Origin of the sequence: Thalassolituus sp. UBA3500 (genome assembly GCF_002377545.1) — a bacterium.
In the GTDB taxonomy this organism is placed as follows: Bacteria; Pseudomonadota; Gammaproteobacteria; order Pseudomonadales; family Oceanobacteraceae; genus Thalassolituus.
Window position 1 is genome coordinate 40,399 of record NZ_DFQB01000024.1, and the last position, 12,030, is coordinate 52,428.

The 12,030-nt window shown below is 52.7% G+C and carries 12 protein-coding genes; 5 read left to right on the plus strand and 7 right to left on the minus strand.

All coding sequences use genetic code 11. The features are described from left to right. Positions 1-90 precede the first annotated feature (90 nt). From purC to B2R29_RS05260, 6 genes are all read right to left on the minus strand, one after another. The gene (gene purC / locus B2R29_RS05235; RefSeq protein WP_301180100.1) at positions 91-801 is read right to left on the minus strand and encodes a phosphoribosylaminoimidazolesuccinocarboxamide synthase; all 711 of its coding nucleotides are present in this window, start codon (positions 799-801) and stop codon (positions 91-93) included. Positions 802-828: 27 nt separating this feature from the next. Further along, positions 829-1,596, minus strand: coding sequence for an MBL fold metallo-hydrolase (locus B2R29_RS05240; RefSeq protein WP_301180101.1), 768 nt, complete (start codon positions 1,594-1,596; stop codon positions 829-831). Beyond that, positions 1,593-2,234 (minus strand): outer membrane protein assembly factor BamC, encoded by a 642-nt coding sequence (gene bamC, locus B2R29_RS05245; protein ID WP_301180102.1) that lies wholly within the window; start codon positions 2,232-2,234, stop codon positions 1,593-1,595. The genes B2R29_RS05240 and bamC overlap by 4 nt, the downstream gene beginning before the upstream one ends. 9 nt (positions 2,235-2,243) lie before the next feature. Further along, positions 2,244-3,119, minus strand: a complete 876-nt coding sequence (gene dapA, locus B2R29_RS05250; RefSeq protein WP_301180103.1) for a 4-hydroxy-tetrahydrodipicolinate synthase — start codon at positions 3,117-3,119, stop codon at positions 2,244-2,246. 124 nt (positions 3,120-3,243) lie between these two features. Then, positions 3,244-4,317 (minus strand): AI-2E family transporter, encoded by a 1,074-nt coding sequence (locus tag B2R29_RS05255; protein ID WP_301180104.1) that lies wholly within the window; start codon positions 4,315-4,317, stop codon positions 3,244-3,246. 1 nt (position 4,318) lies between these two features. Next, positions 4,319-4,552 (minus strand): sulfurtransferase TusA family protein, encoded by a 234-nt coding sequence (locus tag B2R29_RS05260; protein WP_301180105.1) that lies wholly within the window; start codon positions 4,550-4,552, stop codon positions 4,319-4,321. A gap of 162 nt (positions 4,553-4,714) precedes the next feature. Here B2R29_RS05260 and B2R29_RS05265 point away from each other — a divergent pair, with 162 nt between their 5' ends. Beyond that, a complete protein-coding gene (locus B2R29_RS05265) occupies positions 4,715-6,163 on the plus strand; it encodes a M48 family metalloprotease (RefSeq protein ID WP_301180106.1) in 1,449 nt (482 codons plus the stop codon). A gap of 5 nt (positions 6,164-6,168) precedes the next feature. Here B2R29_RS05265 and nadA read toward each other — a convergent pair whose 3' ends face one another. Beyond that, a complete protein-coding gene (gene nadA, locus B2R29_RS05270; RefSeq protein ID WP_301180107.1) occupies positions 6,169-7,206 on the minus strand; it encodes a quinolinate synthase NadA in 1,038 nt (345 codons plus the stop codon). Positions 7,207-7,964: 758 nt separating this feature from the next. Between nadA and B2R29_RS05275 the strand changes: the two genes are divergently transcribed. The 4 genes from B2R29_RS05275 (at position 7,965) to B2R29_RS05290 (ending at position 12,030) form a co-directional block, all read left to right on the plus strand. Beyond that, positions 7,965-8,552 (plus strand): DUF4255 domain-containing protein, encoded by a 588-nt coding sequence (locus B2R29_RS05275; RefSeq protein WP_301180108.1) that lies wholly within the window; start codon positions 7,965-7,967, stop codon positions 8,550-8,552. Beyond that, the gene (locus B2R29_RS05280) at positions 8,552-9,343 is read left to right on the plus strand and encodes a hypothetical protein (RefSeq protein WP_301180109.1); all 792 of its coding nucleotides are present in this window, start codon (positions 8,552-8,554) and stop codon (positions 9,341-9,343) included. The genes B2R29_RS05275 and B2R29_RS05280 overlap by 1 nt, the downstream gene beginning before the upstream one ends. Before the next feature lie 12 nt (positions 9,344-9,355). Next, entirely contained in the window at positions 9,356-11,506 is a 2,151-nt protein-coding gene (locus B2R29_RS05285) for a phage tail sheath subtilisin-like domain-containing protein (RefSeq protein ID WP_301180110.1), read from the plus strand. A 62-nt stretch (positions 11,507-11,568) separates the two neighbouring features. Further along, positions 11,569-12,030 (plus strand): phage tail protein, encoded by a 462-nt coding sequence (locus B2R29_RS05290; RefSeq protein ID WP_068435592.1) that lies wholly within the window; start codon positions 11,569-11,571, stop codon positions 12,028-12,030.

Here is a 12,030-nt window from a genome sequence, read left to right on the forward strand (position 1 = left end):
GTGTGCACAGAGAATCATGAAAAGCCAATAGTTATGGAAATATCCGACAAGGTTAGCCTTGTCGGATACATAAGAAGATAGATTCGGAATTCAGAATTCCATACCGAGACGACGACCAACTTCTTCGTAGGCTTCGACAACGCCACCCAAGCCCTGACGGAAACGGTCTTTGTCGAGTTTTTCGCGTGTATCTTTGTCCCAGAGGCGGCAGCCGTCAGGTGAGAATTCGTCACCCAGTACAACCTCGCCATTGAAGACACCAAACTCAAGTTTGTAGTCGACCAGCAACATATTGCCGTTCAGGAACAACTCCTTCAGAACGCCATTGACCTTAAACGTCAGCTCTTTCATTTTGTTGATTGTTGCTTCGTCTGACCAACCGAACGACTGAGCGTGATACTCGTTAACCATAGGATCACCGAGCTCGTCGTTTTTCAGGAAGAGCTCAAACGTCGGTGGGTTCAGATCCATGCCCTCTTCCACGCCCAGGCGACGTACCAGGCTGCCTGCAGCAACGTTACGAACGACACACTCCAGAGGAATCATATCGAGGCGCTTTACCAACGACTCATTGTCTGACAACAGTTTTTCGAAGTGTGTCGGTACACCTGCTTCGGCAAGCTTGTTCATGATGAACGCATTGAACTTGTTGTTCACCATGCCCTTGCGGTCGAGCTGTTCTACTTTCTTACCATCAAACGCGGAAGTGTCATTACGGAATTCAAGCACCATGTAATCCGGATCATCTGTTGTGAAAACAGACTTGGCTTTGCCTGAGTAAAGAAGTTCGCGTTTTTCCATGGGTTTCTCCGGGAATGAGGGTCGGTTTTAATCGTTCAGTGCTACCCAGTCGGACATCTCATCCTGCGACAGCAGGGGAACATCCTGAGGGGGGCACCCAATTGCTTCAGCCAGAACCTGGGCTACCAGATTCCGGTCATTGTTCTTTTCGCTGATGTGTCCTGCAGACACATGCTTCAATCCAGGCCATTTTACCCGGCGAATAAAGTCAGCGCACTGTTCATTGCTGAGATGACCGTAGGCACCCGCTACACGCGCTCGTAAGCTCGGTGGGTATGGGCCGTTCGCCAGCATCAAAGGATCATGATTGGCTTCGACCTGAAGCGCATGGCACTCACGATAACTGTTCACGACGTGCGGCGTCAGTGAGCCGAGGTCGGATAATATACCAAGCCGGCGCCCTTCTGCACTCTGAATAACAAATTGCAGCGGCTCGTGAGCATCATGTGGAACCACGACGGGCGTCACTTGCATGTCAGCAACACCAACAGGCACATCACTGACCAGACAACGCCACAAAGAATGGCCTGTCCATTCCATGCGCCGGGCAGTGCCGAACGAGGCATAAAACGGGATATTCAGGTACTCACAGAGTGACTGGATGCCTTTTGCGTGGTCACTGTGTTCATGTGTGACAAAGGCCGCCTTCAGGGCGCTGTGCTCGACGCCAGCATCAGTAATACGCTGAAGCATGGTGCGCCTGGCAAAACCACTGTCAATCAACAGGGCCTGCGAGTTGCACTCAACCAGAGTGGCATTACCTCGACTGCCACTGCCTAAGGAACGGAATCTCACTTTTCGAGCTGGAGCTTAACCTGTGTCAGAAGGTCCCGCGTCAGGCTGTCTTCCGCGAGGGTTTCTGCATCTTCCTGCAGAGTCAGATAAACGCCATCACCCGCTTCGATCATTTTCAGCTGATACGGCAGAACTTCTTCAATTTTTTCGCCCCAAAGGCGCCCCCACCAGCTACGCTCATCTTCCTCTGCCGCTGGATTCGGCAACTCAAGAAAGTAGGTACCAATGCTGCGGTTAAGGTCGGTTAACTTCACGTCGGTGGCTGCCAGTGCGTCTGCAACACGCGACCACGCCAACGCAAAACGCGCATTAATCTGCAGCGTCAGAGTGCCTGCACCGTCACGCACAAAACGAGGATTAAGCTCGCGTTTGAAATCGCTCAGAGAGGTTGGCTCAGTATCTTCACGAGCGACGGTCAGAGGGGCTGGAACAGGGATCTTAAACTCTTCTCCCGGACCCGGATTACCCTCAAGTTCAGGCACAGGAAAGCGATCGTAGGTATACAGGGTCATTCCTTCAGGAACCTGCGTTTCTGCAGCTTCCTGAGCATCAAGATACGAAAGCGCCTGGTTGTCGCCGAGAATCCAGCTGCACCCTGTTGAGAGTACAGCCAGAGCAGAGAGAAGAATAAGTCTCATTGTTTTCCGTCAGATGATGCCAGCGTCTTTCAAGGCCAGCTCTACTTTCGGCTGTAAGCGCTCGTCCAGGGTTACCAGTGGCAGGCGAATACCTGAACCACTCAGTCCCATACGCTCAACAGCCCATTTAACAGGGATTGGGTTCGCTTCAACGAACATCGCGTTGTGCAGGTGCATCATACGCTCGTTCAGGTCGCGAGCCTCGTCAGCTTTGCCATCAAGAGCCAGCATACAAAGCTCGTGCATCATAGCGGGCGCCACATTAGCGGTCACAGACACATTGCCTTTGCCGCCCAGCAGAATCAGCTCGTAAGCAGTTGCATCATCACCGGAGTAGACAGCCAGTTTATCCCCCACCAGATCAATCAGCTGACGCGCACGATCCATGTCTCCGGTCGCTTCTTTTACCGCAGTAATCTGCGGCACTTTCGCGAGCTCGGCGATCGTCTCAGGCAGCATATCGATGCCTGTACGACCAGGAACGTTATACAGCCACTGCGGAATATCCACCGCTGCAGCAACCGCTTCGTGGTGTTTAATGATACCGCGCTGAGGTGGCTTGTTGTAATAAGGTGTCACCAGCAGGCATGCGTCAGCGCCTACGCGCTTGGCTTCCTGAGTCAGCTCAATAGCTTCTGCGGTGTTGTTTGCACCGGTACCAGCGATAACCGGGCGACGGCCCGCTGCCGTCTTAACTACACGTTCAATAACCGCAACGTGTTCATCCGTTTCAAGAGTCGCCGACTCACCGGTCGTACCGACCGCGACGATGGCGTCCGTCCCTTCCTTGACGTGGAAATCTACTAATCGATCAAGGTTCTCCCAATCTACTGAGCCATCAGCGTTCATTGGAGTAACAAGAGCAACGATACTACCGGTAATCATAGTTACCTATCTCCTGATTTATTGTTATACGAGGCATTACGTGGTGATAAGGGGCGCAAGTCTAAAGGTGCCCGGTATCTGTGACAAGTCAGCCCGGGGGTCAGAGCCAGCCAATTTATCACGCTCACTGTGCCTCTTCGGTACCAGCTGACAAAGCAACCGGCCATGCACGCAACACCGCTTTAAACAGTGTCGCCAGCGGAATAGCGAAGAATACGCCCCAGAAGCCCCATAATCCACCAAAGACCAGCACTGCAACAATAATTGCCACTGGGTGAAGATTTACAACTTCAGAGAACAGCAAAGGGACAAGAACGTTGCCGTCCAGTGCCTGAATGATGGCATACACAACAAGAACCCAGGTGAACTCATCCCCCAAGCCCCATTGAAAATAGGCGACAAGTGCAATAGGAATCGTGACCACCGCCGCACCGATGTACGGCACCAGCACTGAGAAGCCCACGGCAATGGCCAACAAAGCCGCGTAATTCAAGCCGAGAATAACAAAGGCTATGTAGGTCACGCCGCCGACAATGACAATCTCAAGTGCTTTGCCACGAATGTAGTTGGCAATCTGCTCATCCATCTCTGACCAGACGTTCTTCAACAGACTGCGTTTAGCGGGCAGAAACCCTGTAATCCACATGAGTATCTGGCTGGAATCTTTCAGCAGGAAGAATACAAGAATCGGTACCAACACACAGTAAATCAAGACCGCCATCAACCCTGTAATACCGGTCAAAGAGAAGCTGACAGCCAATTGCCCAAGTGATGCGACTTCGTCACCCACTTGCTTGGTCCACTCTTTCACTTGCTCCACCGACACCAGCTCTGGGTAACGTTCAGGCAGCAAAAGAAGGAGTTCCTGCCCCTTCGAGGCCATCCTCGGAACTTCAGAAATAAACTGAATTAACTGATTCCAGGTCGCGGGCAAAATGATCAGAAGCAAAGTAAGCATCACCGCCATAAACAACAGAAATACAGCGATGGTCGCGGTAAGGTGACTGAGCCCGCGCGCCTTACAATAGTTCATAGTGCCCTGTAGCAGATAAGCAATCACAAGTGCGGTCAGAAAAGGAGCCAGTACATTGCCGAGCAGCATGACGACTAGCATCAAGGCAATCAGGATAAACAGTAGCCCCAGCGCTTCTTCATCTGAAAAGTAGCGATCAATCCACCCTTTCACGACCTTTAACATGTCATACTCCGCAGGAAATCAGAAAAATGTAACGATCGGCGTCTGCATCACTCTGACTCAGCAAAGTATGAGGACTCTTCTCCAGATAACGAGGAATATCAACCAGGCTGCCCGAATCGGTAGCCGTCACCTGAAGCACTTCTCCGGGTGAAAGATCGCGCAGGGCTAACTTAGTTTTGAGAAGAGGCATGGGACATTGCAGTCCGGTTGCATCGAGAGTCGAGTCAGGCGTCATCGGGTTAGACACTTGTATCAGGGTTTGTCATGCTCAGATTATACGGAAACAGCCGCGACAATGAACCTAAGACGCTGAAATCAGTCGAATTTTTTACTGGCTCAGGTAAGACTGCGACAGCATCAGGCAAGTTAACGACAAGATAATGAACAGGAACGGGCATTGAACATCAGGAATTGGCTATCGGCACTGGGGGTAACCTTTTGCGCGACTTTGAATCCGGTGCAGCAAGTCAGTGCACAGGATTCGCAGCAATTGCCCTCTCTTGGCGATGCAACGTCAGGACTGATCTCATTACAGGAAGAACGAGCGCTGGGGCAAAGCTGGCTAAGGAATCTGAGGTCACAGGCGCCGACGCTGGATGACCCGGTTCTTCTCGAGTGGTTCCACGACCTTATTTATCAGCTTGTTCCCGACTCTGACTTACAGATCAGTGACCTGCACCTGGTTACCGTCGACAGCCCTCAACTCAACGCGTTTGCGGTACCTGGTGGCATCGTCGGTATTAATTATGGCCTACTCCTATACGCCGACAATGAAGATCAGATCGCTTCTGTACTCGCTCACGAGCTTGCTCACCTCAGTCAGCGACACTTCGCGCGCCAGGTCGAAGCCGCCCGAAAGCGAGACCCAGTCACTCTGGCGACATTACTGGCCAGCCTGATCCTGATTGCGACCAGTAATGGCGAAGCAGGTATTGCCGGCATCATGACCTCACAGGCTGCCGCTGTTCAGGATCAACTGGCCTATACCCGCGAATTTGAACGTGAGGCAGACAGGCTTGGCATGTCGACACTGGTTAGCTCTGGCTTTTCTCCCGAAGCCATGCCCGCTATGTTTCAGAACATGCTGGATGCCGCTCGCTATCGTGGCGAGGCGCCTGAATTCCTTCAGACTCACCCACTGACAGCAACACGGGTGGCAGATGCCGCCGGTCGTGCAAGTTCATTCCGCAACGTTAGCCCATCGGCTAGCTTTCGCTTCCGGATATTAAAACTCAGCGCAGAGACCCGCCATCAACTGGGCGATGGCGCCATGACCGAACTGCAGGATCGCCTTGAGAACGCCAAAGGCGCTGAGGCCGACGCACTGAACTACATGATTGCCGTGTTGCACCACGACAAACGCCAGTATTCGGCTGCTGCAGAACAACTGGCCCTGGCTGATCAAAGCCACCTTCTGGTGAAAGTATTAAAAGAGCGGATTAACGCGTCCGCGGGTGAGACCGATAGCGCATTATCAGCGCTTGCCTCCCTAAGAAAGCTGCACCCCAACAGCCTTCCGCTGGAAAGCGCTTATGCTGACCTGCTTTCAGAAAGCGGAAATTACCCGGAGGCGACCAGAGTCCTGCGCAAGCTGACCGAAACCTACCCTGATGTACCCTCGTTCTGGGAAGCGCTCAGCCAGAATGCCAGCAAGCAGGGGGATCTGATTCTTGCCTCACGAGCACTCGCCGAGTACTACTTCACAACGGGCAGAAATCAGGAAGCCGCTCAACAGCTCAGAAACGCGATCAGAAAGGCGGAACAGGCGAAAGACCTGCAGCGGGAACTTGCTTTAAAAGAGAGATTGAAAGCAGTGGACGCACTTATACGTCCACCAAGAGGTTAAGTCTGTCAGGCTGCGCTGACAGGCTTGCGGAAGTTCAACATACGATCAAGGCTGCGTACCGCTTTCCGACGGATAGCCTCGTCGACCAGTATTTCCTGATCACCGTTCTTCAGAACATCACGTATGTTTTCTAATTGGTTCATGCCCATCCACGGGCAATGAGCACAACTGCGACAGGTGGCTCCATTACCCGCCGTTGGCGCTTCGATAAGTAGCTTACCAGGTGCTTCCTGTTGCATCTTGTAGAAGATTGCTTTGTCGGTCGCGACGATAAGGGTGTCATTCGGCAAATCACGTGCTGCGGCAATTAACTGACTGGTCGAGCCGACTACGTCCGCCAAAGCGACAACCGCATCGGGAGACTCAGGGTGCACCAGCACAGCAGCGTCCGGGTGAACCTTCTTCAGATCCTGAACGCCTTTAGAACGGAATTCATCATGGACAATACAAGCGCTGTCCCAAAGGATCATATCTACACCTGTTTGCTTCTGAATGTAGGAGCCAAGATGCTTATCTGGTGCCCAGATCAGCTTTTCACCCTGATCGTGAAGATACTGCACAACGTCCAGCGCGATACTGGAAGTGATCACCCAGTCAGCGCGGGCCTTTACCGCCGCCGATGTATTAGCGTACACAACAACGGTGCGATCTGGGTGTTGATCACAAAAGGCAGAAAACTCTTCCGCAGGACAGCCAAGATCCAATGAGCAGGTCGCCTCCAGCGTAGGCATCAGAATGCGTTTCTCAGGACTCAGAATTTTCGCGGTCTCACCCATAAAACGAACACCGGCGACCAGAAGCGTCGTGGCTGCATGATCATGACCGAAGCGAGCCATCTCCAGAGAATCTGAAACGCATCCGCCCGTAGCGTCGGCGAGCGCCTGGATTTCGGGATCGGTGTAGTAATGAGCCACGATCGCAGCATCCTCTTGCTTAAGGAGGGCACGAATTTCTTCTATCAGTGCAGCCTTCTCGGCGTCACTGCGGGGTTCCTGGCTACGGGCCCAGTATTCACGAACTACATTTTCCGGGGTCAGAGTCATGGCTATCGAATCAGTTCATCACGGTAAAGCGCTAAGATCACAAAGCGCAGAGAAAAAATAAGCGCGAAATTTTACCACACTCTTCTTAAATAGGTGCAACTGGTGAAATTTCAACCATTTATAGAGAGAAGCACCGGTCATAAGCCTTCTCAAGACCGTTCACAAGAAGACTCTGACCCGACGCCTGTTACTTCCATCGAATACAACCAGGTTGCGAGACCGTATACAAAGAGACAGCCGAAAAGCCCACAGTCTGCGAGCCTCCGCAAATGGACTACCGAGGGACCACGTATAACGCCCCTCAGGCGTGGCCCGATATGAAAAAACACATAGACCTTAAGCGACAGAATAACAAAAATTTTAGCGCAATCCTGTCAGACCAATGACGCACACCGTCTCATTCTTTGATCAATAAACAAACAAGAGCGTCCTACGGGGAATAACGCTCTATTTGTATGAACCTGAAAACCGCCTGCTCCAAAAACGAGTATCCCTTTCAAAGCAAGCACCTGATTGTTATAAAAAAATACATTTTTAACCCTTTACGACAACTGGAAGACTGGCCAAAAAAGTCTGTTTTGCTAAACATTTGCTCAGGTAATTCGGATACCTAATTATCTAGTCATATTGCGCCTCTCGAGCAATGTCGCCATAGTCCAAGGAGTCCTTGACCCCTGATTTTTTACCGTGTTTTTATCTTTGCCCGACCACAGGCACAGACCTTCGGATCTGGTCGGTAACGCAGCAAAGGAGCCTGCATGGCATCGTACAAAGGAGTACAAGGCGTTCTGACCGCACTGGAGGCGTTTTTTAAAAGCCGTCTGCCCAGTGAGCTTAGCGATGGCCCTACAAATGCCAAAGTCGAGGTACTCGGTAGCGCTGATATCGCTAACCGACTGACCGGTAACCTGCTGGGTATTTACCTCCACAGAATGACCATCGATGATCACGGTCGCAGCCGGTACTTTGCACCGAAGGGCACTGATACATCCGATGCCAGTGCCGAGCTGCCATTGAATCTGCATTTCCTACTGATTGCTAATGCGAACAGCGCCGCCATAGAAGCAGACCTGATGAGCTGGGCGATGGTGGAGCTTGCCAACCAGACTCAGCTGGATATTTCTCACCTGCAAACGTCGGACTCAGAGTGGGGAGAGTCAGAAATTCTGACCATCATTCCCGAAGATACATCGACCGAAGACCTGATGAGAATCTGGGATGTTTTTGAATCCCCTTACACCTCCACAATGGCGTACGTTGCAAAAACCGTTCGCTTGAGATTGCAGCCGCAGCGCACGGAAGGCAGCCCGTTGATTACACGGGTGATATCGGGAGGAACCGTCTGATGCGTTCGGTGAATGTACTCGAGTCCACCATTCTGCACGGAAGTGACCAGATATTCTGGCTCGATGGCAGCTCTGCTGAAAGCGTCTCTGACATGCGCAGAGTCAACGGTCAGATCCGCAGCGAAGTTACCGAAAAGCCTTCTGACCTTCATATTCGCGAAGGCGCCGGAAAGACTGTCTTATGGCGACGCTCTGTTGATTCATTTGTGTCAGGCAAACCAACCGAAGGCGAGAAGGATTTTGCTACAGCAGGCACCTACACATTTGCCGGTGTGGCTCGCGACCCCAAGGGCCTGTTTCTGCCGCGTACACTCTCTATCACTGTGGGTGATGCCCCTCCCAACGGGCATGCGGTTGTGCTCTACCCCTCGCCGGTTTCCGTACGTTTTAACTCTGCCGGCGGACTTCGCCTGACACTGGCACGCGACGCGGACGATTCAGCGCTTCCCTGGGCAATTGTGACGGTAACCGTCACCATCCCGGGATTGGGATCACAAGCCTACCGGGGGCAGACAGATCAGCATGGCGACTTGTTACTGCCCTTCCTTCGTCTTCCACCATTGCCGGAAGGCGTGAGTGATTACAGCGCTACCCTCGATGTACTCGGCAGACTCGACACTGACAGTGAAGTTCCCGCTGACCCCGACACCTTTAGCCCGCTTGATATTGGCGAGCTGAACAGCACCAGTTTTTCCCCAACCATCGGATTCTCAGTAGTACCCGGTGACATTTTAACCCTGCGGTCTGACGGCAGGAGTTTTCTTGCCCTGAAACCTGTATGCCCCGTCTGAAAGGAGAAGACCATGCCTGAATACTTAGCCCCGGGTGTGTTTGTAGAGGAAGTGAGCTTTCGCTCCAAATCAATCGAAGGCGTGGGCACAAGTGTCGCCGCCATAGCAGGCCCGACCCGTACCGGTCCGCTGCGGGGTAAGCCTGAGGTTGTTACCAGCTTCGCTGAATTCACCCGCATTTACGGCGATGTTCAAGACCTGAGTTTTTCTGGCTCAACGGTACTGAACCACACGGCATTGTCAGCCAAAGCTTTCTTCGATGGCGGCGGTAAACAACTGTTTGTTTCTCGGGTTGCTAATTTCAGCACACCTGCGTCGGGCTTCGCCTCAGCGACTGACACCAACAACCATGTCACCTTTGCCAGCCGCTTCCCCGGCGCCATGGGTAACCTGACTCTCGAACTGGACTGGCGCGACAGTGAGAACCTTCTGCTCTCTGTGATCACCAGCGCCCCCGCTGACGGTGAGGTAGTGTTCCTTGAAGCGACAGGCCTGACCGACGTTGCAACCACCGCAGACACCTCCGCAAGAGCCCACCCGTTTGAATTCCGTGGACTCGTACGCAAGGCTGGCAGCCAGTATGAAATCGTCGACGACCTCGCTGTGATCACCGATGCTAATGACGACAACGTAGCAGTAGCGGATGTTAAAACAGGCATCTATGGTCTGGAGGTGGCAGGCCTGGTGAACGATGGCACAACCAGCGTTACCTTCACCAAAGTCACCGCTCGCAGACCTTCCAGCGGTGCACTTGCTGACGGTACCGAGGCGGTGCTCTCTCTGAGCGAAATCGCAGGACTGAATGGATTCCATGAAGGTGATTGGGGGACGCTGACGACGCTTTACGGCACGTTGAACGCCGCTGGAACCGAATTTACAATCGAAGATTCTTCGCGCAATCCGGCTGTCGTAAATGCCCCCATCAAACTTTACCTGAGCGCGCTGGCGGCAGCACCCGGCAGTGTACGCGCCATGATGGTTCAGCGTTCGTTCAACATTAACGTTCGCAATGGTGGTGCCGATGGCGCGGTTATTTATACCTACGCCGACATCTCCTCTGCACCAGATGCTGAGAACAGCCTGAGTAACGTCATGAGTGCATCGCCAGCGAAGCACTACGACGAGCTCACCAGCCCCGTCAGCTGCACACTGGCGAACAGTGTCACTGGTGATCAGATCATTGCTGCGCTTTATAACATGTTCGACTCAGGGGCAATGAATCCAGGCCCGATGTCGGTTGAAGGCCCACGCTATCTGATCACCCTGTCCGGTGGCGATGATGGCAGCACGCCGGTTGCTGTGAATTATGGTGGTGAATCGGACGAAGTAAACGGTAGTACCGGCTTTGCTGCGTTTGAAGACATCGAAGACATTTCAATCGTGATGTGCCCAGCCGCTGCTGCCGATGAAACAAATCATCAGGCGATTGTCGCTGAAATGCAGAAGCACTGCCGTAAGATGCGTTACCGCGTCGGTATCGTTGACAGCCGCGAGGGCATGTCACTTTCTGAAGTGCGTGAATTCCGTTCTAACTTCGATGATAGCCGCCTGGCACTCTACTACCCATGGGTCGTCGCTGCTGACCCTCGCGGCACTCAACCAACGGTGAACCTCCCACCTGCTGGCTTTATCGCAGGTGTTTATGCCAACACAGACGTTCAGCGCGGTGTACACAAAGCACCAGCCAATGAACCTGTAATTGGTGCACTGGGCTTCACGCAGGAAATCAACCAGTTCCAACAAGAGCTGCTTAACCCTGCCGGTGTGAACTGCCTGCGTTCTTTCGCGGGTCGCGGTCACCGTGTTTGGGGTGGCCGAACGCTGTCGAGCGATCCTGAGTGGAAGTACATCAACGTGCGTCGCTACTTCCTGTACCTCGAGCGTTCTATCGAGAAATCCACTCAGTGGGTGGTCTTTGAACCTAACGGTGAACGCCTGTGGGACAACGTCCGGATTACCATCGAAAACTTCCTTTACAACGAATGGGCAAACGGTCGCCTGCTGGGGACTGCGAAAACAGCCTACTTCGTGCGTTGTGACCGGAGCACCATGACTCAAAACGATCTCGACAACGGTCGTCTGGTTTGTGAGGTCGGCGTCGCCGCTCTGAAACCAGCAGAGTTTGTGATTTTCCGCATCGGTCAGAAAACCGCCGATAGTTAAACAATATCCATCCCGACAGCGGCTTCTGCTGAAGCCGCTGGGACTAAAGAAGGAATAAAATCATGGCACAGTTTCGCGAAACCCCTTATGGCGTTTTTAACTACCTGGTCAACCTCGACGATGGTACTGAAGGTGAAGTAGCCGGAGGTTTTTCAGAAGTCTCCGGACTCAACGCTGAAGTGACCGTCGCCGAATACCGCAACGGTAATTCAGCGGTTAATTACGTCAACAAAGTACCGGCTTTACACAAAACCGGAGACGTCACTCTTAAACGTGGAGTCATCGGCGCTGGCAATATCTACGAATGGCTGGAAGAAGTTCGTGGCGGTAACGTGATGTCCAAGCGCGACGTCACGATCAAATTAAAAAACGAAGATCCAACCAGCTCTGCGGCAGTCGTCACCTGGAAACTCCGCGGCGCTATGCCGATTAAATGGACAGGCCCAACATTAACCGCCAAGGGTGGAAGTGATGTTGCGATGGAAGAATTGGTTCTGTCTGTTGAGCATATCGAGCAGGAATAA

Excerpts from the sequence above, each read along its gene's own strand:
- B2R29_RS05260 (WP_301180105.1), bottom strand. The coding sequence starts at position 4,552 with ATGACGCCTGACTCGACTCTCGATGCAACCGGACTGCAATGTCCCATG.
- bamC (WP_301180102.1), bottom strand. The coding sequence starts at position 2,234 with ATGAGACTTATTCTTCTCTCTGCTCTGGCTGTACTCTCAACAGGGTGC.
- B2R29_RS05275 (WP_301180108.1), top strand. The coding sequence starts at position 7,965 with ATGGCATCGTACAAAGGAGTACAAGGCGTTCTGACCGCACTGGAGGCG.
- nadA (WP_301180107.1), bottom strand. The coding sequence starts at position 7,206 with ATGACTCTGACCCCGGAAAATGTAGTTCGTGAATACTGGGCCCGTAGC.
- B2R29_RS05255 (WP_301180104.1), bottom strand. The coding sequence starts at position 4,317 with ATGTTAAAGGTCGTGAAAGGGTGGATTGATCGCTACTTTTCAGATGAA.
- B2R29_RS05280 (WP_301180109.1), top strand. The coding sequence starts at position 8,552 with ATGCGTTCGGTGAATGTACTCGAGTCCACCATTCTGCACGGAAGTGAC.
- dapA (WP_301180103.1), bottom strand. The coding sequence starts at position 3,119 with ATGATTACCGGTAGTATCGTTGCTCTTGTTACTCCAATGAACGCTGAT.
- B2R29_RS05285 (WP_301180110.1), top strand. The coding sequence starts at position 9,356 with ATGCCTGAATACTTAGCCCCGGGTGTGTTTGTAGAGGAAGTGAGCTTT.
- purC (WP_301180100.1), bottom strand. The coding sequence starts at position 801 with ATGGAAAAACGCGAACTTCTTTACTCAGGCAAAGCCAAGTCTGTTTTC.
- B2R29_RS05290 (WP_068435592.1), top strand. The coding sequence starts at position 11,569 with ATGGCACAGTTTCGCGAAACCCCTTATGGCGTTTTTAACTACCTGGTC.